This window comes from Pseudorhodobacter aquimaris (assembly GCF_001202025.1).
In the GTDB taxonomy this organism is placed as follows: Bacteria; Pseudomonadota; Alphaproteobacteria; order Rhodobacterales; family Rhodobacteraceae; genus Pseudorhodobacter; species Pseudorhodobacter aquimaris.
The window spans coordinates 156,405-175,635 of sequence record NZ_LGHS01000066.1 but is presented as its reverse complement, the minus strand read 5'-3'; the positions used below and the strand labels follow the sequence as shown (position 1 = coordinate 175,635).

Genomic DNA, 19,231 nt, shown 5'->3' with positions numbered 1-19,231 from the left:
ACACTGGGAGGACTACATGAAAAAATTCACAGTCGGCGCATTGATCGCCGGATCAACGGCGCTGTCTCCATTTGCGGCCTACGCAGAAACCGAAATTCAATTCTGGCACGCCTTCACAGGGCGGCTTGGTGAACTGGTTGCGGCACAGGTTGAAGATTTCAACGCAAGCCAGGATGAGTTCAAGGTTGTCGCAACCCATAAGGGCAACTATTCCGAAACCCTGAACGCCGGAATTGCAGCATTCCGCGCCGGGGAACAGCCGCATATCCTGATGGTGTTTGAGGTCGGCACGGCCACGATGATGTCAGCTGCGGGCGCGGTGCGCTCTGTCACCAAGGTTATGGAAACCTCGGGGGCCGAGTTTGACCCGGACGCCTACATCGGTGCCGTCAAGGGCTATTACACCAGCACTGACGGCGAAATGCTGTCGCTGCCATTCAACGCATCCACGCCCGTTCTGTGGGTGAACCGCGACGCGTTCAAAGCTGCTGGTGTGGACCCCGACACCGATCTGTCGACCTGGCAAAACGTCGGTGAGGTTCTGACGCAATTGCGCGATGGCGGCAGTGAGTGCCCGCTTACAACGGCTTGGCAAAGCTGGATTCACCTCGAAAACTTCTCGGCCTATCACGACGTGCCGTTCGCCACACAAGACAATGGATTTGGCGGCCTCAACACCGAGCTCGCCTTTAATGGTCCTGAACAGGTCGCGCATATTTCGGCCATGGGCGAATGGGCGCGAGACGGGAAATTCTTCTATGCGGGACGGCGCAATGAGGGCGGGGCAAACTTTCGCGCGGGGGAATGTGCGCTCTTTACCGAAAGCTCTGCGGGCTATGCGGGGATCAAGGCCGAGGCCGGTTTTGATTTTGATGTGCGCCCGCTTCCCTATTGGGAAGGCGTAGGCAATGCACCCCAAAACACCATCATTGGCGGTGCGTCCCTATGGGTGATGGAAGGCCATGAAGACGCGGAATACAAAGGGGCCGGGCAATTCCTGTCCTATCTGTCGTCGTCCGACGTACAGGCGCAATGGCATCAGGACACCGGCTACTTGCCGATCACCAGTGCCGCAGCGGATGCCACGCGCGCAGCCGGGTTCTATGATGAAAACCTCGGCACAGAAGTGGCCGTCCTCCAGATGACCAGAAATGAACCGACCGCCAATTCCAAAGGCCTGCGCCTTGGGTCCTTCGATCAAATCCGCGGGATCATTGATGAAGAGCTGGAGGCCGTTTGGGCCGGCGACAAAGACGCACAAACCGCCTTGGACAGTGCCGTAAAGCGCGGCGATCAGCTGTTGCGCCGTTTTGAGGCTGCAAACTAAGTACGATCGAGATGTGGGCGGCCCGGATTGGCCGCCCACTACTCTTGAGGGGCTATTCACATGGAAAAACGGGTTACGTTCAAGGGCTGGCTGTTGCCGCTGTGCCTGATTGCACCGCAAGTCCTCGTTTCGGCGATCTTCTTCTTTTATCCGGCAGGGCAGGCCATCTGGCAATCCTTGTTCATTCCCGATCCATTCGGACTGTCGATGCAATATGTCGGCCTGGGCAATTTTGAGTATCTGTTATCCGACCCGTATTACCGCACCTCGTTCCTGACGACGGCGGTATTTTCGTTGCTGGTGACATTGTGTTCCATGGTTCCTGCCTTGTTTTTGGCGGTGGTCGCGGATCGTTTGATCAAGGGGGCGGGTGTTTATCGCACAATGCTGATCTGGCCCTATGCGGTCGCACCCGCCATTGCCGGCGTTTTGTGGCTGTTTATGTTCAACACCCGCGTTGGCGTCGTTTCCTGGTATCTTGGGCAATTGGGCTATGACTGGAACCACGTCCTGAACGGCAGTGAGGCCATGGGTCTGGTCGTCGTCGCCTCGGCGTGGGGGCGCATCAGTTACAACTTCCTGTTCTTTTTTGCCGCACTTCAGGCGATTCCAAAATCCGTGATCGAGGCTGCGGCGATAGATGGCGCGCGCTTTTGGAAGCGGTTCTGGACAATCGTTTTGCCCCTTTTGTCGCCCACGACGTTCTTTTTGCTGGTTGTGAACATCGTTTACGCCTTTTTTGAAACCTTCGGTGTCATTCACACGATCACCAGTGGGGGCCCACAACAATCCACAACGATCCTTGTATACAAGGTGTTCTCGGATGGTTTTGTGGGGCAGGACCTTGGGTCATCGGCCGCGCAGTCGGTGATCTTGCTGGTTGTGGTGGGGGCGCTCACGATCTTTCAGTTCAAGTTCATCGAGCGGAGGGTGCACTATTGACCCACCCAAATGATCCCCCGCCCGGAATGGTGGAAAGGCGCGGTCTTGGCCTATGGGTCAGCCATATCATCATGATCCTTGGCGTTCTGATCGTGTTTTTTCCGATCTGGCTGGCCTTTGTCGCCTCTACCGTCACACAGGCTGATATTGTCAGCCCGCCGATGCCGCTTTGGCCGGGCGACCAGTTTTACAACAACTACCGCGAAGCATTGCTGTCGGGTGTGAACGTCCCTGTGGCGACGATGCTGCTTAATTCGCTGATCATGGCGATCGGGATTGCAGTCGGCAAAATCATCATCTCGCTCTTGTCGGCCTTTGCCATCGTCTATTTCAGATTCCCCGGCAAGATGATCTTTTTCTGGCTGATCTTCCTGACCCTGATGCTGCCCGTCGAGGTACGGATCGTCCCGACCTACGAGGTTATTGCGGGGTTCGGGATGCTGAACAGCTATGGCGGGTTGATACTGCCTTTGATCGCATCGGCCACGGCGACCTTTCTGTTCCGCCAGTTTTACATGACCGTCCCGGATGAATTGGCCGAGGCCGCGCGCGTTGACGGCGCATCGCCGATGCGGTTTTTTTGGGACATACTGTTCCCGATGAGCCGCACCAACATCGCGGCACTGTTCGTGATCTTGTTTATCTACGGCTGGAATCAGTACCTTTGGCCGCTTTTGATTACGACAGACCCCAAAATGAACACCATCGTGATGGGCATCAAGCAGATGTTTCCGTCGGGCGATGACTGGGCAAACTGGCCGGTCATTCTGGCCACCTCTATTCTGGCCATGATCCCGCCGATCATTGTCGTCATCTCAATGCAAAAGCTGTTTATCCGCGGGCTTGTGGACAGTGAAAAGTAGGCACCTATGGCAACTGTAGAACTTCACCAGATTAAAAAGCGCTTTGGCACAACCGAAGTCATTCACGGCGTCAGCACGGCGATCGAGGACGGCGAGTTTATCGTTATCGTCGGCCCGTCCGGCTGCGGTAAATCGACATTGCTGCGCATGGTGGCGGGCCTGGAAAGCGTATCCGAGGGCGAAATCAGGATCGGTGGCAAACGTGTCAACGAACTTGAGCCGATGGACCGCGACATCGCCATGGTGTTTCAGAACTACGCGCTTTACCCGCATATGTCGGTGCGCCAGAACATGGGCTACGGGTTGAAAATCGCAAAACTGCGCAAGGCCGATATCGACGCCAAAGTCGAAGCGGCAGCCAAGCTTTTGCAGCTTGAAGACTATCTTGATCGCCGCCCCCGCGATCTGTCGGGTGGCCAGCGCCAGCGCGTAGCAATGGGGCGCGCGATTGTGCGGGAACCCGCGGTGTTCCTGTTCGACGAACCGCTGTCCAACCTCGATGCAAAACTGCGGGTGCAGATGCGGCTGGAAATCCGTGATCTGCAAAGCCGCCTCGGGATTACCGCGCTCTATGTGACCCACGATCAGGTTGAGGCCATGACAATGGCCGATAGGATGATCGTCATGAATGCAGGTCGCGCCGAACAGATCGGCACCCCGCTTGAGGTCTATGAACGCCCGCAAACCCTGTTCGCGGCACAGTTCATCGGCAGCCCGTCAATGAACGTGCTTGACGGCGAATTGACCGGCAATGGCGTGACGGTTGGGGACATGTCCCTGCCTGCGCAGATCAAGCGAACCGGCAAGGTAACCGTCGGCATTCGCCCCGAACATGTTATTGCAAACCCCGAGGGGCCGTTGTCGATGCGCGTTCAGATGGGCGAACCCTTGGGCGCGAACACGCTGCTGCACGGGCGCATGACGGGTCGTGATGATGCCTTTACCATCAGCCTGCCCGGCGTCCATCACACGTCAGCGGGACAGATCATCAAATTTGGCGTTGATCCAGCGAACCTACATTTCTTTGACCCTGCCAGCGGCGAACGGCTTGGGCCTTAGGCGCAGCGCACACAGGCAGGGATGCACGCGATAGTCGCTTGGCGAAAGAAACGCGGCACCCCAACAACGCCCCATAGCCGCCCTGATCTTGCCACGAACATAGGTCAAACATATCTCAGTAGCGAAAGATAACGGCACGGTGGTCCGGCCTTCAAGCCCCCACCCAGACCGGATCACCGGGTCGTTCGCTACGACCAAAAGAACGCCGCCAGCGCCATAAAGGGCTGGCGGCGTTTCCTCATGCACCTTCACCGAAACCCGGGGCAAGACGCAGGCTGCCGGTTTCAAACCCGCGCCAGTTCCGTTCTATTGTATTCAGGCGTTTGCGGGCGGCGGGGTGATCGGCGTCCAACACGCCCAGCTTGACCAAAAGCGCCGTGATCGCCAGCTCGGCCCCACGGGTGCCGCCGTCCATAACCTTCAGCGCAATACCTTTTTGCAGTTCGGGAATGATCCCGACAAAGACCGCCTCCGCCCCCGTCTTGATCGCAACCTTGCCCCCCATGGCGCGCATCAGCTCGGTGCAGGCACGACCCTCACCGGCCACCATTTCGGGATGCGCCATCATCCCCCGCGACAGCCGGTAGGCCGCGTTCTGGCGCGCATCCCCATCCTCGCGTGCGGTTGCAAAATAGGCCATCGCCCGCGCAAGCCCTGCCACACTGGTCGAATAATTCGGGGCAGAGCAACCATCAATCCCATAGCCTGCGCTTTGCTCGCCGGTCAGCTCCTCATGGGCCGCCTTGATTGCCATTTGTACGGGGTGGTCGGCCTCTACATAATCCGCATGACCGCCAAGATGTTTGTTCAGCATCAAGAACCCCGCGTGTTTGCCCGAACAATTGTTGTGCAACTGGCACGGGCTGCTGTCTGTCTTGATCAGACGTTCACGCTCTGCCTTGTCCTGCGGGGTCTGGTTGCCACAGCGCAAATCACTTTCACCCAGCCCCATATCCTTCAACCATGCCGCAACCGCCTCGGTGTGCAAGGCCGCGCCATTGTGACTGGCACAAACAAGCCCCAACTGCCGCGGCGTCAGATCGCGCCCTGCCCCGCTTTCCATCAAAGGCAGGGCCTGCACCATCTTGCAGCTGGATCGCGGAAAGATCACCGCCTCCGGATCGCCCCAGGCCGCCTCGACCGAACCATCCGCGCCGCAAATCACCGCATGGCCAAAATGCGTGCTTTCCAGTTGCCCGCCCCGCCACAATTCTGCGATCGCTGCCGAATCTGCCATTTTCCCCGTTCCTTTCGTGGATTGTGATCAAACATGCGCGATTTTCTGCGCATGGGGCTTTTATGACCTGCCCTTTTTGCGTTATGCATGAAATATCGAGTTGAAACGACCCGTGCCACAGCAAAAGCTTGAACCAAGGGTTATGTGGCCGGTTAAAGAGGCATTAAACAGCTGGAGGCTGTGAACGACATGAATTCACGCATCATCGGGGCAATTGCAGGCCTTATGCTTGGGATGGGGGCCTCCGCCGCCTTCGCACAATCCGAAACCGAATGTGTATCCGCGCAAACGGATTGGAGCGTTTGTGTCTGGAACGAACCCAAAGAATGCTGGGGGGTCTCCAAGCCAAAGGAAACCGTGAACACCCGTAACGGGCAGGTTGTCTCGGCGCGGCGCGGCGATATCTTGATGTTCGTCACTTTCCGTCCCGGCGCAGGTGCCAAGGGTGAGGTCTCCTTTACCGGCGGCTATCCTTTTGCCAACGGCTCTACCGTTAATGTGAAAATCGGTGACAAATCTTATGAGCTGTTTACCGATGGTGAATGGGCATGGCCCGCAAGCACCTCGGATGATGCAGGGCTTTTGGCCGCGATGAAGGCAGGGGCCTCGGCGGTTGTGACCGCCCGTTCCAGCCGTGGCACGCAAACGCAGGATACATTCTCGTTGCAAGGGTTTACCGCCGCGATGAAAGAGGCAGAGCAGCGCTGCAAATAAACCGCTGACACAGATTTCAAACGCCCTTGTGCAGCCCGCGCGGGGGCGTTTTCTTTTGCCCGCACATCCTGTATAAGGCAGGGCTTGCCCTCTAGGATCACAGATATGACCACCGCCCCGATCACCCAAGATGTCCACACCATCCCGCGCAAGCTGCCCGAGGGCGGCAAGACAAATATCATCGGCCTGACGCGCGACCAGCTGCGCGCCGCCCTGATCGCTGCCGGTTGCCCCGAAAAGCAGGCCAAGATGCGGGTCGGGCAAATCTGGCAATGGGTTTACTTTTTCGGCCTGCGCGACTTTGCGGAAATGACCAACCTGTCCAAAGATTTCCGTGCGCTTTTGGCCGAGAAGTTCGAACTGGCCCTGCCCGAGGTTGTGACGCGGCAAATCTCCGAGGATGGCACCCGCAAATATCTGGTGCGCATTCAGGGCGGCCATGAGGTAGAGGTGGTCTATATTCCCGAAACCGACCGTGGAACGCTGTGCATTTCGTCTCAGGTCGGGTGTACGTTGACCTGTTCGTTCTGTCATACCGGCACGCAAAAACTGGTGCGCAACCTAACCGCCGGTGAAATCGTGGGCCAGATCATGCTGGCGCGCGACGATCTGGATGAATGGCCGGTCAAGGGCGCGTCAAACGCCGATCCTGCCGCGCGGCTTGTGTCCAACGTCGTGCTGATGGGCATGGGTGAGCCGCTCTATAATTTTGAGAACGTCCGCGATGCGATGAATATCGTGATGGACGGCGAAGGCATTGCCCTTGGCCGCCGCCGCATAACCCTTTCGACCAGCGGCGTTGTGCCCGAAATCGCCCGCACCGCCGAGGAAATCGGCTGTCTTCTGGCCGTCAGCTTTCATGCCACCACCGATGAGGTGCGTGACCAATTGGTGCCGATCAACAAGAAATGGAACATCGCGACCTTGCTGGAGGCTCTGCGTGCCTATCCCGGCCTGACCAATTCCGAGCGGATCACCTTTGAATATGTGATGCTTGACGGGGTGAACGACAGCAAGGAAGACGCCCACCGTTTGGTTGAGCTGCTGCGCGGTATTCCGGCCAAGGTGAACCTGATCCCCTTCAACGAATGGCCCGGCGCGCCCTACAAGCGGTCCTCGGGCAACCGTATCCATGCCTTTGCCGATATCATCCATGAGGCGGGCTATGCCTCACCGATCCGTAAACCGCGGGGGGAGGATATCATGGCCGCCTGCGGTCAGTTGAAATCCGCGACCGAGCGCGCGCGCAAATCCCGCGCCCAGATTGCAAGCGACGCGGGCCTGTGACCTGAACAGGGCGTTGCGATAGGGGTCAGCCTTGCGGCGTCATCGCGCGGCGTTGCTTGGCGCGCTCCAGCCCCAACCTGCGCTCTCGCCAGATGATCAGCACGCCTGCGGTCACGACTATGGCCGCCCCCGTGAGCATGGTCAGGGTGGGCACCTCGTCAAACACCCAATAGCCAATCGCCAATGCAAACAGCATAGAGGCATAGTCAAAAGGTGCGACAACAGATGCATCCGCCTCGCGGTAGCTGGACGTTAGCAAAATCTGACCGACACCGCCCAAGAGCCCCGCCAGGATCAACAGCCCTGCCTCTTTGGGTGATGGGACGACCCAGCCAAACGGTAATGTAGCAAACGACAACAGCGTTGCCGTCAACGAGAAATAAAACACAATCGCCGCGGTGGTTTCCTGCAACACCAGCTTGCGCACAAAGACCTGTGCCAATGCGGCAAAGACCGCCCCGCCCAGCACCAGCATTGCGCCGAATGCGGCCAGATCATCACCTGCCCCCGGCGCCACCGTCAAACGCGGGCTCAGAACGATCAACACGCCGATCAACCCCAGAACAACGGCAGAAATCCGGAACAGGCGCACATCCTCGCCCAGAAACATCGCGGCGAAAATGACGGTCAGCAGGGGTGCGGCATAGCCGATCGCCGTCACCTCGGGCAAAGGCAGATAGCCAAGCCCCGCAAAGCCAAGCCCCATCGCCATGGTCCCCACCACCCCGCGCCAGACATGCCCGATTGGCGCGCTGGCCTTCAGGCCGGTCCGCAGCTCTCTGCGCATTATCAGCCAGACGACGATGACCGGCATCGCAAAGAAAGAGCGAAAGAAAACAGCCTCACCGGGGGGGACATGGGCAGCGGTGGCTTTGATCACGGACGCCATGAGGATAAAGTTCACGACCGAGCATAGTTTGTAAAAAATGCCGAGCATCGGGCGCATGGCGGAAGCCTTTTTTTCCTTGGATGTGCAAGGTGGACCATCTTTTGCAAGGTGATACAAGCCCAGCCGGGGCTGGACGTTGCCGCCGCCATAGGGTTTTCTATGCAAAAGCAAAGGATATCAGATATGCCCGCCGCCCCCCTTTCCGCCCGCATCGCCCAAGGTCAGGGACAGGCCGCCGCAGATGTGGTTTTACGCGGCGGGCGGGTGTTTGACCTGATCACCGGCGATCTGGTTGAAACCGACGTGGCAATTTGCGGCGATACCATCGTGGGTGTTTTTGACACGTATGACGGGGCGCAGGTCATTGATGTGTCGGGAAAAATCCTTGTGCCGGGGTTTATCGACACCCATCTGCATATCGAAAGCAGCCTTGTCACCCCGTTCGAGTTCGACCGTCTTGTCACCCCTTTGGGCGTGACCACCGCGATCTGTGATCCGCATGAGATTGCGAATGTCTGCGGCCTGACGGGCATTCAGTATTTTCTTGAGGCCTCAGCCCTGACGTTGATGGATATCCGCGTACAGCTTTCGTCTTGTGTGCCCTCAACCCATATGGAAACGGCGGGCGCGGTGTTGGAGGCGGCGGATCTTTTGCCGCTCAAGGATCATCCGCGCAGTCTGGGCCTTGCGGAATTCATGAACTTTCCCGGTGTTTTGATGCAGGATCCCGGAGCCATGGCAAAATTGGAGGGGTTTTCGGGCCGCCATATCGACGGGCATTGCCCCTTGCTGCGCGGTAAGGGGTTGAACGGATATATCGCGGCAGGCATCCGCACGGAACATGAGGCAACCACCGCCGAGGAGGCGCTGGAGAAGCTGCGCAAAGGTATGCGGGTGCTGATCCGTGAGGGGTCGGTTTCCAAGGATCTACATGCGCTGGCGCCTTTGATTACGGAACGTCATTCGCCCTATATCGCCTTTTGCACCGATGACCGGAACCCGCTGGATATCGGGGAACAAGGCCATCTGGATTACATGATCCGCACGGCGATTGCACTGGGCGCACCGCCACTGGCCGCCTACCGCGCCGCCAGCCTTTCTGCCGCCGAAGCCTTCGGGTTGAAGGATCGCGGCTTGATCGCTCCGGGGAAACGCGCGGATATTGTGGTGATCGACAGCCTCGAAGGCTGTCGTGCCAGCATGGTTTTTGCGGGCGGGGTATTGGCCAATGACGCCAATTTCGCAGCGCGTGAGGCGATTGAACCCGTGGCCCGCCATTCTGTCAAAGCACCAAAAATCAAAGCGACGGATTTTCGCACCGGTGGCAACCGCGCCGAGACCCCGGTGATCGGGATCATTCCCGGCAAGATCATCACCGAGCATCTGACCTTTGATATCCCCCCGCGTGACGGTGACAAAGCACCTGATATCACACGCGACCTGGTGAAAATCGCCGTGATCGAACGTCACGGTAAAAACGGCAATCGCGCGACCGGCTTTGTGCAGGGGTTTGGGCTGAAACTGGGGGCGATTGCCTCTACCGTGTGTCATGACCATCACAATATCGCGGTGGTCGGTGCGGATTACGGGGATATGGCACTTGCCGTGACGCGCCTGGGCCAGATTGAGGGCGGCTTTGTCGTGGTTGAAGGTGGCCGTGTGCTGGCCGAACTTGCACTGCCGGTTGCAGGGTTGATGAGCCTTGAACCGTTTGAAACTGTCCGCCTCGCGCTCGAACACCTGCGCGCCGCCGCCCGCAGCCTTGGTGTCACGCTGGAAGAGCCGTTCTTGCAGCTTGCCTTCCTGTGCCTGCCGGTCATCCCCCATCTGAAGATCACCGATCACGGTATGGTGGATGTTGATAAATTTGAGGTAATGCCATGAACTATGATGCAAAATACGATGCCTTGCTTAACGCCCAGACATGGGAATTCATCCGCAAAACCGAAAGCTTCTATCCGCCGGATGCGGTGGGGCTGACGGTGACCGAGCAGCGCAGGGTTTACGACGAGATGTGCTGCGCCTTTCACGCCCCCCACCCCGCGGGGCTGGCGGTGCATGATACCACCTTGGACCATATCCCCCTGCGCCACTACCGCGCCGCAAAACATGCACCCGCACAAGTGCTTTATATACATGGCGGCGGTTTCGTCGTCGGCGGCTTGGAAAGCCACGACAGTGTCTGCGCCGAGATTTCCGCGCGTACCGGGCTTGACGTCACCGCTGTCGACTACCGCTTGTCGCCCGAACATCCCTTTCCCCAAGATTTTGATGATGCGCTGCATGCCGCCAAGGCACAGACGGGCAAGCCCTTGGTTCTGGTTGGTGACAGCGCGGGGGCCAACCTTTGTGCTGCGGTTTCGGCGGCCTTGGTCGGGGCTGCGGATGCGCCCGTCGGGCAGGTGCTGATCTATCCCCAACTGGGAGCGGCAGGGGTCACAAACAGCATGTCTGCCCATGCCAATGCGCCCATGCTTTCTGCGGCAGATTGCGCCTATTATGCCGCCCTCCGCTCTGCCCGTATCGCGCAGACGGTTGAGGACCCGCGATTTTCACCTTTGCAGGCGGCCTCTTTTGCCGGGCTGCCGCCGACGGTGGCGATCAGCGCCGAATGTGACCCATTGGCCGATGATGCCGCAGTTTACTGTGATGCGATTACCGCCGCCGGTGGCCGCGCCCGGCATATCCAAGAGGCGGGTCTGGTCCATGGCTATTTGCGCGCACGCCACAGCGTTGACCGTGCCAAAGCCAGCTTTACCCGCATAATCAACGCTATATCGGATTTGTCACGCGGCGAATGGCCATACTGACAAAAGATCGCTTCCGCTTATGCCCATCTTAACCCGGTCTTTAGCCGGAAGGGGTCTAACGGCATTCTCTTGGAATGTTTTGCGCGGAGCGATTCATGACTATACCATCCTTACACCCTATAGGGCAAAATCCCGTACTCTTTGACTTTATGAAAGGCGGGCGCCGCTGGGTGCAGGCCGTTTTGGCCTTTATTGCGCTCTTGACGCTGGCTGCCTGTGAACGGGACGCCGAGGCAACCCTGCGCACCAAGCTCGACCACTGGTTTTATCTGGGGGAAACCGTCTATTTTCAATCGAAATCACGCTGCACAGGTGCCATGATCCGGTTGGAATCCGACCACCTGCGCCCCAGCATTGCGGTTCAAACCAATTATGATCGCGCTATTGAAACCTTCGCGCCAACGGTGTGGCCGCCATCCGCAAGGCCGACATGACGCCAACCGAGCTAACAGATGCGATGTTGATGCGCGGAAACGGAGACTTTGGCAAACAGGCGCTGGCGGCGGGGGCGCTGGCGGCATCCTGTTTCAAAGGGGCCCAGATTGGCACTCTTTTGTTCGAAGCGCTTCACACACCGGGGGCGACACTCGTCTATGACATGCACAGCTCGGGCTTAATGGTCGTTGATCCGGCAACAAGACGCTTGTTTTATGTCGCGGGCGATGTGTGGTGACCCCGCATTCAGGGCATTAGGCGCGGCGTTTCTGACGCGACTCCGGTCAACCCTGTCTGCGCCCGGTAATCATCGGGCGGATAAGGTTTTCGCGCTTCCATATCCGGTAGAAGGCAATCGCGGCCAGATGAATAACAACGAGGCCGATCAAGACCGGCATAAGCGTATGATGTAGCGTCAGCGCCTTGCGTGACATCTCAATCGAGATGTATCCCGCGAGTGGGCCAGTGTTGAAATAATCCTCGGGGTCCGCAAACAGGCCGGTGATCACCTGCAAGGACAACGTTACAAGCATCGCGACCACAAATACCCCACCAAGGGGATTATGCCCGCGGCGGTTCGAGGGCTGACGAACCGCCAACTGCCGCGCATAGGCCAGAATCGCGGTCGGCCCATAGATAAAGCTGGTGAAACGCGCAGTCTGGGGGCCGATCAGCCCCCAGACCAGACGTGCTCCAAGAAGCGCTGCCATCACATAGCCCGCAATAAAATGCGCAGACATGTCATCTGGTCCGAATTTGCCAAGCCCGAAGGATACAGCAAATGACGCAACAAGAGACCAATGAAAAAACCGGATAAACGGATCCCAGATGACTATCGTCGAGGCATCGCTTGGCTGGGGTGTGGGCAGCTTGGACATTCTTATAACTGCCGCATTAATAATCGGTCGCGCGGAAATCGTCGTGGCACGCCTTGCAGGTGCCGCCCAACTTGCCAAACGCCGGTTTAAAGGCGGCCTCGCCCTGATCTGCCACGACCAAAAGCCCGTCAATCGCCTCTCCGAACGCCGCCCCTTTAGCTTGCAAACCTGCCAAATCTTGCCAGATTTCCGGCTTGGCGCGGGTCTTGCCCGGCAAATCCACATTCGACGTGCCCTCTGCATACAAACCCTTGGCATTATAACTGCGCAGCGCCGCAAGGTTTTCTGCACGCTGCTTGGCAACCTCGGCGTCATAGGGGATCTCGCCCTTGGCCATCGCGGCAAGGGTCTCCATTTCCAAACCGACAAGCCGGTAATAGCCGATCCGCGCCTGCGCCACGGTTTCTGCAGGATTTGCATGTACCACAGGGGCAGCAAGGCTAAGGGTCAGGGCGGTTAGGATCAGCTTGTGCATCTGGCGCTCACTTTTTCAAATTTCAGAATATGGTGTAAAGTGGCAAACATATTCCAGAAATGATATGCGTCATATTGACACCCGGAAGGCTCAATCAGGTTTTGCGTTGAAAAAATCGCTGATCTTACGCGCCAGCGACTCCGAGATGCCATCAACCGCCATCAAATCGGGAATCGCAGCACGAGACACCGCCTTGGCAGAGCCGAAATGCGCCAAAAGCGCGCGTTTGCGCGCAGCCCCGACACCGGGAATATCATCCAGCGGGGTGGCGCTGACGGCCTTGGCGCGCTTGGCACGATGCGCGCCGATGGCCCAACGGTGGGCCTCATCCCGCAGACGCTGCACAAAATAAAGCACCGGATCATTCATCCGCAGCGCAAAGGGACGCTTGCCAACGCGGTGGAATTCCTCTTTGCCGTGATCGCGGTCCACGCCTTTGGCAACGCCGACCATGGCAATATCATCCACACCCAAATCGCGCATGATCCCTGCCACCGCAGAGACCTGTCCCGCCCCGCCGTCAATCAGCAACAGATCGGGCCAGGCCTCTGAATTCCGCTCAGGGTCCTCTTTCAACAGACGCTCAAACCGGCGGGTCAGCACCTCTTTCATCATGCCGAAATCATCCGAATTGGCACCGGCATCGGATTTGATGTTGAACTTGCGATACTGCGATTTCAAAAACCCGTCCGCCCCCGCAACGATCATCCCACCCACGGCATTGGTCCCCTGAATATGCGAGTTATCGTAAACCTCGATCCGTTTGGGCGGGGCGTCCAGATCAAAGGCCTCGGCCAGACCAAGCAAAAGTTTGTTCTGCGTGGCGCTTTCCGACATTTTGCGCGCAAGGCTTTCACGGGCGTTGCGGGCGGCGTTTTCCACCAGCTCTGCTTTTTCGCCACGTTGCGGGACGCTGATCGTCACCTTGCGGCCAGCCCGCTCTGTCAGCGCCTCGGCAACAAGGTTTTCATCCTCCAACCCATGCGAGAGTAGCAACAGCCGTGGCGGCTCTTTGTCGTCATAGAACTGGGTCAGGAAGGCCTCCATGATCTCCGGCTCCTCAGCGCCAGCGGGGGTGCGGGGATAAAAATCACGGTTGCCCCATGACTGGTTGGCACGGATAAAGAAGACCTGCACACAGGCCTGCCCCCCCTCAAAATGAAGCGCCACGATATCCGCCTCGGTCACGCCGCGCGGGTTGATGGCTTGGGCGGATTGCACTTGGGTCAGCGCCTTGATGCGGTCACGCAGGGCGGCCGCGCGCTCAAACTCCATCTCTTCGCTGGCCTTGGCCATTTCGATCGCTAGGTTGGCCTGCACATCCGTCGATTTGCCCTCTAGAAACCGTTTGGAATCCGCGACCAGACGGGCGTAATCCGCCTCGCTGATCTTGCCGACACAGGGACCGGCACAACGCTTGATCTGGTATTGAAGACAAGGCCGCGTACGCCCCGCAAACATCGCATCCGAACAGTTGCGCAGCAAGAACACACGCTGCAACTGGTTCAGCGTGCGGTTCACCGCGCCTGCACTGGCAAAGGGACCAAAGTAATGGCCTTTTTCGGACCGCTTGCCGCGATGTTTCTTGATCATCGGAAAAGGGTGTTCGGTCGGGATCAGGATATTGGGAAAGGACTTGTCATCCCGCAACAGCACATTATAGCGCGGCTTGAGTTGCTTGATGAGGTTCTGCTCCAGCAACAGCGCCTCGGTTTCGGTCCGCGTGGTCAGAAACATCATCGAGGCGGTTTCCGAGATCATCCGCGCGATCCGGCCCGAATGGCCCGAGGGGCGTGCATAGTTCGACACCCTGTTGCGAAGGCTGCGCGCCTTGCCAATATAAAGCACCTCGGATGCCGCGTTCAGCATCCGATACACCCCCGGCGACCCGTCCAGCGTTTTCAGATAGGCCTGAATAACGCCATGTCCCGTCTCTATCTCCGGCCCGTCCTGCCTCACATTCAATTAACCTTTTCTTAACCTATGATTCCCGCCTGCGCTGCAATGCCGAGGCAGCGGTGGCAAGGGGCAACCTATCCCCGCTTTCTGTGGATAACTCTGTTGGAAACAATCTGCCATCCCAGAATTATCCTTGTATTCCTGCCCTTTCATTGATCTGCACAAAAAAGTGGCAGATGTGTAAGCTGCTGTTATTATGGAAAACTTTTTTGAACATGCGGTAAGGAGTTGATATGTATAAGGAAAACGTAACAAATCGGTAATAAATGTGGCGGCGGTGTACAACTTGTCGCAGGATCGGCGCTAAAACTCATTCAACGCCCAGGATATCCGGCGTTTTCCAGCCGAGATGCTGCCCGCCGTCAACGCATAAAAGCTGCCCCGTAACAGCCGGCGCATCCAGAAAATACCCAAGGGCGGCCGTCACATCAGACGGATTCGCCCCACGGCCAAGAACTGTATTTTCGCGCTGACGGGTAAAATGCGCCTCTGACTGCCGCGCCCCGATCATCGTAGGGCCGGGGCCGATTGCATTGACACGCACCATAGGTGCCAAAGCCTGAGCGGTGGTTTGGGTCAAGGCCCACAGGCCCATCTTGGCCAATGTATAAGTCATGAATTCCGGCGTCAGCTTGCGCACACGCTGGTCAACCATATTGACGATCAGCGATTGTCCCAGACGTTCCTCATTGGCGTCGGAAATGGCGGGAAGGGCCTGCGCCGCAAATCCTTGGGTCAAGATGAAAGGTGCCCGCAGGTTGGAACCGATATGCCGGTCCCAGCTTTGCCGTGTGGCACTTTGGATCGTGTCATAGTCGAAAATAGAGGCGTTATTGACCAAAACGGTCAGCGCGCCCCCCAGCCCTTCGGCGGCACGCGCAATCAAGGTTTCAGCCTCATCCTCACTCAGCAGATCTGCTTGCAAGGCAACGGCACAACGACCCATGGCGGTAATCTCAGCAACCACCGCCTCCGCCTCCTCTTGCGAGGTGGAATAATGCACAGCAACGTCATGGCCGCGCGACGCCAGATACAGCGCCATCGCCCGGCCTAATCTACGTCCGGCACCTGTGACCAGCGCGCGGGTCATAGCGCCACCAACGAAAACGTATAGCCAGCATAGATCGCGACAAACACAATCCCCACCCACCGCGTGATATTGAACCGCATCAAAATGAACGGGATCAACAGCAAGGATGCCGCCGCCATGACCCAAAGATCGGATGCCAGCATGGATTGTGGCACCGGAATTGGCCCGACAAAGCCTGCCACACCAATGATGCCCAAAAGGTTAAAGACGTTGGAACCGATGACATTCCCCACCGCCACATCAGGCTGCTTCTTTAACGCTGCCATGACTGAGGTCGCCAGTTCAGGCAAAGACGTCCCGACCGCGACCAGTGTCAAACCGATAACAGTTTCCGAAATGCCGAACACCCGCGCCATTTCTGTGGCACCATTCACCAACAGCTCTGCGCCGATGGGCAGGCCGATCAGCCCCGCCGCCAGAAAGGCAATGATCTTCCACCAACGGGCTGATGGGTCAGCGCCCTCAAGGTCTTCCTCTCTGGTGGCGTGGCGATGGCTGCGGGCGGCATAAAAGTTATCCGTCAACATCAGCCCAAGCCCGACCAAAAGCACGGCCGCATGCCACCACGTGATCGGGCCAAGAAAACACAGCCCAATGAACAACGCCGTCGCCGCAAGCATGGTTATGAACCCGCGTGAGACGCCCAGTTTACTGGAATGGATCGTTGAGATGATCGCCGGAATACCCAAGACAAGCAAGATATTCGCGATATTGGAGCCGACAACATTGCCCAAGGCAATCCCCGGCGCACCGTCCAAAATCGCACTGACCGAGACCAGAAGTTCAGGCGCAGAGGTGCCAAAGGCCACCACCGTCAGCCCCACGATCAAAGGCGGAATCCCAAGCCGCAAGCTTAGGTTCACCGAGCCGCGCACAAGCGCATCCCCCGCCAAGACCAAAAGCACAAGGCCGATTGCCACATACAAAATATCCATCAGCATCGGCGGGATTTATCCTTTGTTTTTGGGTTTCACACCGCAATCACAACCGCTGGAGCCGATCACATGACGGCCGCAACGATGGCACTGCACGGGCTTGCGCCCTGATTTACGCAACGGCCCCGGCGCGATCGAGCCAAGCCAGCCGAGCTTGCCAAAGACAGCCAAGGCTACGATCACCACCAGAAAAAGCGAGACAAGTTTTATCACAATTACAGCCCGTATCGCTGCCAGAGCGCACGGTCCTCGACCTCTGCCAAGGCACCGGCGGCAATTTGCGCACCAGCCGCCCCAATGCCGAACCGTTGCAAAAAGGGTTTGCGCTGGACCATCTGGCGCAGGACAACCTTATCGCCGTAAAGCGCTTTCATCTTGGGCACCAGATGGGCCACCCCGTCCACCAGCCCAACATCAACCGCACCCCGCCCGACCCAGATATCCGCGTTGAAAAGATCGATATCCTGTACAAGCCGCGCACCGCGCCGCGCCTTGACATGGGCGATGAAGGCTTGGTGGATCGGCTCTTGCAGGGCCTTGAGGCGGGCGACATCCTCGGGCTTTTCGGGCAAAAAGGGATCGGCAAGCGATTTGGAGGTGCCAGCGGTATGCACCCGACGCTCTACCCCGTATTTCTCCATCAGTTGCGGAAAGCCGAAGCTGGCAAAAATCACCCCGATGGAACCGACAATAGAGCTGTTATCCACCCAGATATCATCTGCCGCACAGGCCAGCCAATAGCCGCCCGAGGCCGCGACATCCTCGACAAAAGCATGAACGGGGATGTTTTTCGCATCGGCCAGCCGCCGGATGCGGGCCGCGATCAGGCTTGATTGCACCGCCGACCCACCGGGGGAATTGACCACCAATGCCACCGCTGCGGGCTTGCCGCGCGAAAAGGCACGGTCAATCTGCGTGGCCAATCCAGCATCGCTTAACGCGGGCGAAAAGCGGCTGCCCCCGCCAATGCTGCCTGACAGGCGGATTACGGGAACGAAGGGCGGCTTTTCAAGGAAGGGGATATATTTGCGCATGGATGAGATGTAGGCGGCATGGGCCAGAGGGACAAGAAGCAGAGCGCACCGCGATGCAGATTTCTTTTGTCCGTGGCGTTTTCTGCCTAAACCTCGGGCGCGGGGAGCAAGCCCCCGCGCACAAGGATCAATCGTATTTGCGCAGGTCTTCGATCACCAAACCATCATTGGGCAAGGTCCCCGGGGGGACCAGCTCCACCTTGCCACGCAGCTTGAGGGTTTCCATAACGCTGCCTTCATAGAGGGCGGGGTTAGAGGCGCGGGTTTCCACCTTAACGGTCATCTCGTCCATTTCCCCTTTGCGGGTGGCGATCACGCGCGCGCGCACCACCTCATCATGGGCCGCGACAAAGGCTGCGACCTGTTCGGGGCGCACGAACATACCCTTGATCTTGGCGGTCTGATCGGCGCGCCCCATCCAGCCCTTGATGCGGGCATTGGTGCGACCACAAGGGCTTGTACCCTCCAACAGTGCGGAGAGATCGCCGGTGGCAAAACGGATCAACGGGTAATCGGGGTTGAGGGTGGTCACCACGACCTCCCCAACCTCACCCACGGCGACCGGATCGCCGGTACCGGGGCGCACGATTTCAACGACTACGCCCTCATCCAGTATCATCCCTTCCATCGCGGCGGATTCGTAGGCGATATTGCCAAGATCAGCCGTCGCATAGCATTGCAGGGTCTGGATGCCGCGATCCGCATATTCCTGACGTAGCGATGGGAACAACGCCCCGCCCCCCACGGCGGCACGGGTGATTTTCAGCACCTCCCCCATGGCATCAGCCCTATCCAGGATAATCTTCAGGAAATCGGGCGTACCGGCATAGGCAGTGGCCCCGATATCGACGGCAGCACGGACCTGTAGCTCGGTCTGGCCGATGCCTGCGGGGATCACACGCGCGCCAACCGCCAGAATACCGGAGTCAAAAATCATACCCGCAGGGGTCAGATGATAGCCAAAACAGTTTTGCACGATATCATCCGCACCAATCCCGCATGCATGCAAGAACCGGCCCATCCGCCACCAGTCATGGCTTTTACCGCAAGGCTCATAGATCGGGCCGGGGGATTGAAAGATATGGGTGATATTCTGGGTCGGGATACCCCCCAGCGGCGGGTTCGCCTTTTGCCGCGCCGAAAGATCCGCCTTGCGCAGAACCGGCAGCTTGACCAGATCGGACAGGCTGTTGACCTCTGGCTGGCCGACACGGGCAAGCTGGGCACGCAATTGCGCCAGTTGATCGGCCTCACGGGCGTCCTGACTGCGGGTCTCCAGCGCATCGAAATGGGTCAT

The 19,231-nt window shown here is 58.3% G+C and carries 20 protein-coding genes; 10 read left to right on the top strand and 10 right to left on the bottom strand.

The annotated features are described in order from the left end of the window. The first annotated feature begins 16 nt into the window (after positions 1-16). From ugpB to AKU94_RS12415, 4 genes are read left to right on the top strand one after another with little or no spacing between them, the layout of a single operon-like run. The gene (gene ugpB / locus AKU94_RS12430) at positions 17-1,327 is read left to right on the top strand and encodes a sn-glycerol-3-phosphate ABC transporter substrate-binding protein UgpB (RefSeq protein WP_050527570.1); all 1,311 of its coding nucleotides are present in this window, start codon (positions 17-19) and stop codon (positions 1,325-1,327) included. 60 nt (positions 1,328-1,387) lie between these two features. Continuing rightward, the gene (gene ugpA / locus AKU94_RS12425) at positions 1,388-2,269 is read left to right on the top strand and encodes a sn-glycerol-3-phosphate ABC transporter permease UgpA (protein WP_050527569.1); all 882 of its coding nucleotides are present in this window, start codon (positions 1,388-1,390) and stop codon (positions 2,267-2,269) included. Positions 2,270-2,295: 26 nt separating this feature from the next. Next, entirely contained in the window at positions 2,296-3,132 is an 837-nt protein-coding gene (gene ugpE, locus AKU94_RS12420) for a sn-glycerol-3-phosphate ABC transporter permease UgpE (protein ID WP_050527568.1), read from the top strand. 6 nt (positions 3,133-3,138) lie between these two features. Beyond that, positions 3,139-4,191: an ABC transporter ATP-binding protein gene (locus tag AKU94_RS12415; RefSeq protein WP_050527567.1), complete on the top strand. Its 1,053-nt coding sequence runs from the start codon at positions 3,139-3,141 to the stop codon at positions 4,189-4,191. Positions 4,192-4,429: 238 nt separating this feature from the next. Here the strand turns inward: AKU94_RS12415 and AKU94_RS12410 are convergent, their stop codons facing one another. Beyond that, a complete protein-coding gene (locus tag AKU94_RS12410) occupies positions 4,430-5,428 on the bottom strand; it encodes an asparaginase (RefSeq protein ID WP_050527566.1) in 999 nt (332 codons plus the stop codon). 189 nt (positions 5,429-5,617) lie between these two features. On the opposite strand from AKU94_RS12410, the gene AKU94_RS12405 reads away from it, so the two are divergent. Continuing rightward, positions 5,618-6,142 (top strand): invasion associated locus B family protein, encoded by a 525-nt coding sequence (locus tag AKU94_RS12405; RefSeq protein WP_050527565.1) that lies wholly within the window; start codon positions 5,618-5,620, stop codon positions 6,140-6,142. A 105-nt stretch (positions 6,143-6,247) separates the two neighbouring features. Then, positions 6,248-7,429, top strand: a complete 1,182-nt coding sequence (gene rlmN, locus AKU94_RS12400) for a 23S rRNA (adenine(2503)-C(2))-methyltransferase RlmN (protein WP_050527564.1) — start codon at positions 6,248-6,250, stop codon at positions 7,427-7,429. A gap of 25 nt (positions 7,430-7,454) precedes the next feature. On the opposite strand, the gene AKU94_RS12395 is transcribed toward rlmN, so the two are convergent. Beyond that, a complete protein-coding gene (locus AKU94_RS12395; protein ID WP_050527607.1) occupies positions 7,455-8,375 on the bottom strand; it encodes a DMT family transporter in 921 nt (306 codons plus the stop codon). Between the two features lie 126 nt (positions 8,376-8,501). Here AKU94_RS12395 and ade point away from each other — a divergent pair, with 126 nt between their 5' ends. The 4 genes from ade to AKU94_RS12375 all read left to right on the top strand — a co-directional run bounded on the left by ade (position 8,502) and on the right by AKU94_RS12375 (position 11,801). After that, the gene (ade, locus tag AKU94_RS12390; protein ID WP_050527563.1) at positions 8,502-10,202 is read left to right on the top strand and encodes an adenine deaminase; all 1,701 of its coding nucleotides are present in this window, start codon (positions 8,502-8,504) and stop codon (positions 10,200-10,202) included. Beyond that, positions 10,199-11,128, top strand: a complete 930-nt coding sequence (locus tag AKU94_RS12385) for an alpha/beta hydrolase (RefSeq protein ID WP_050527562.1) — start codon at positions 10,199-10,201, stop codon at positions 11,126-11,128. The genes ade and AKU94_RS12385 overlap by 4 nt, the downstream gene beginning before the upstream one ends. A 95-nt stretch (positions 11,129-11,223) precedes the next feature. Further along, entirely contained in the window at positions 11,224-11,562 is a 339-nt protein-coding gene (locus tag AKU94_RS12380) for a hypothetical protein (RefSeq protein ID WP_157056537.1), read from the top strand. Beyond that, the gene (locus tag AKU94_RS12375; protein WP_157056536.1) at positions 11,559-11,801 is read left to right on the top strand and encodes a hypothetical protein; all 243 of its coding nucleotides are present in this window, start codon (positions 11,559-11,561) and stop codon (positions 11,799-11,801) included. Before AKU94_RS12380 ends, AKU94_RS12375 begins: the two co-directional genes overlap by 4 nt. A 46-nt stretch (positions 11,802-11,847) precedes the next feature. On the opposite strand, the gene AKU94_RS12370 is transcribed toward AKU94_RS12375, so the two are convergent. The 8 genes from AKU94_RS12370 to AKU94_RS12335 form a co-directional block, all read right to left on the bottom strand. After that, entirely contained in the window at positions 11,848-12,441 is a 594-nt protein-coding gene (locus AKU94_RS12370) for a cytochrome b/b6 domain-containing protein (protein ID WP_050527559.1), read from the bottom strand. A gap of 16 nt (positions 12,442-12,457) precedes the next feature. Continuing rightward, a complete protein-coding gene (locus AKU94_RS12365) occupies positions 12,458-12,916 on the bottom strand; it encodes a c-type cytochrome (protein ID WP_050527558.1) in 459 nt (152 codons plus the stop codon). Between the two features lie 90 nt (positions 12,917-13,006). Beyond that, positions 13,007-14,881 carry an excinuclease ABC subunit UvrC gene (gene uvrC, locus AKU94_RS12360; protein ID WP_050527557.1) on the bottom strand — a complete coding sequence of 625 codons (1,875 nt, stop codon included), beginning with the start codon at positions 14,879-14,881 and terminating at the stop codon, positions 13,007-13,009. Between the two features lie 304 nt (positions 14,882-15,185). Then, positions 15,186-15,965, bottom strand: coding sequence for an SDR family oxidoreductase (locus AKU94_RS12355; RefSeq protein ID WP_050527556.1), 780 nt, complete (start codon positions 15,963-15,965; stop codon positions 15,186-15,188). Then, positions 15,962-16,900 carry a calcium/sodium antiporter gene (locus AKU94_RS12350; protein WP_050527606.1) on the bottom strand — a complete coding sequence of 313 codons (939 nt, stop codon included), beginning with the start codon at positions 16,898-16,900 and terminating at the stop codon, positions 15,962-15,964. Before AKU94_RS12350 ends, AKU94_RS12355 begins: the two co-directional genes overlap by 4 nt. Before the next feature lie 15 nt (positions 16,901-16,915). Further along, the gene (locus AKU94_RS12345; RefSeq protein ID WP_050527555.1) at positions 16,916-17,113 is read right to left on the bottom strand and encodes a hypothetical protein; all 198 of its coding nucleotides are present in this window, start codon (positions 17,111-17,113) and stop codon (positions 16,916-16,918) included. Between the two features lie 2 nt (positions 17,114-17,115). Beyond that, positions 17,116-17,934 (bottom strand): S49 family peptidase, encoded by an 819-nt coding sequence (locus AKU94_RS12340; protein WP_050527554.1) that lies wholly within the window; start codon positions 17,932-17,934, stop codon positions 17,116-17,118. A gap of 127 nt (positions 17,935-18,061) precedes the next feature. Then, positions 18,062-19,231 (bottom strand): phenylacetate--CoA ligase family protein, encoded by a 1,170-nt coding sequence (locus tag AKU94_RS12335; RefSeq protein WP_050527605.1) that lies wholly within the window; start codon positions 19,229-19,231, stop codon positions 18,062-18,064.

Coding starts and splice junctions, on each gene's coding strand:
- AKU94_RS12395 (WP_050527607.1), bottom strand. CDS start 8,375: ATGCGCCCGATGCTCGGCATTTTTTACAAACTATGCTCGGTCGTGAAC.
- AKU94_RS12415 (WP_050527567.1), top strand. CDS start 3,139: ATGGCAACTGTAGAACTTCACCAGATTAAAAAGCGCTTTGGCACAACC.
- ugpE (WP_050527568.1), top strand. CDS start 2,296: ATGGTGGAAAGGCGCGGTCTTGGCCTATGGGTCAGCCATATCATCATG.
- AKU94_RS12385 (WP_050527562.1), top strand. CDS start 10,199: ATGAACTATGATGCAAAATACGATGCCTTGCTTAACGCCCAGACATGG.
- ugpA (WP_050527569.1), top strand. CDS start 1,388: ATGGAAAAACGGGTTACGTTCAAGGGCTGGCTGTTGCCGCTGTGCCTG.
- AKU94_RS12340 (WP_050527554.1), bottom strand. CDS start 17,934: ATGCGCAAATATATCCCCTTCCTTGAAAAGCCGCCCTTCGTTCCCGTA.
- AKU94_RS12380 (WP_157056537.1), top strand. CDS start 11,224: ATGACTATACCATCCTTACACCCTATAGGGCAAAATCCCGTACTCTTT.
- AKU94_RS12365 (WP_050527558.1), bottom strand. CDS start 12,916: ATGCACAAGCTGATCCTAACCGCCCTGACCCTTAGCCTTGCTGCCCCT.
- ugpB (WP_050527570.1), top strand. CDS start 17: ATGAAAAAATTCACAGTCGGCGCATTGATCGCCGGATCAACGGCGCTG.
- AKU94_RS12335 (WP_050527605.1), bottom strand. CDS start 19,231: ATGACCCATTTCGATGCGCTGGAGACCCGCAGTCAGGACGCCCGTGAG.
- AKU94_RS12350 (WP_050527606.1), bottom strand. CDS start 16,900: ATGGATATTTTGTATGTGGCAATCGGCCTTGTGCTTTTGGTCTTGGCG.
- AKU94_RS12370 (WP_050527559.1), bottom strand. CDS start 12,441: ATGTCCAAGCTGCCCACACCCCAGCCAAGCGATGCCTCGACGATAGTC.
- AKU94_RS12375 (WP_157056536.1), top strand. CDS start 11,559: ATGACGCCAACCGAGCTAACAGATGCGATGTTGATGCGCGGAAACGGA.
- AKU94_RS12405 (WP_050527565.1), top strand. CDS start 5,618: ATGAATTCACGCATCATCGGGGCAATTGCAGGCCTTATGCTTGGGATG.
- rlmN (WP_050527564.1), top strand. CDS start 6,248: ATGACCACCGCCCCGATCACCCAAGATGTCCACACCATCCCGCGCAAG.
- AKU94_RS12355 (WP_050527556.1), bottom strand. CDS start 15,965: ATGACCCGCGCGCTGGTCACAGGTGCCGGACGTAGATTAGGCCGGGCG.
- AKU94_RS12410 (WP_050527566.1), bottom strand. CDS start 5,428: ATGGCAGATTCGGCAGCGATCGCAGAATTGTGGCGGGGCGGGCAACTG.
- ade (WP_050527563.1), top strand. CDS start 8,502: ATGCCCGCCGCCCCCCTTTCCGCCCGCATCGCCCAAGGTCAGGGACAG.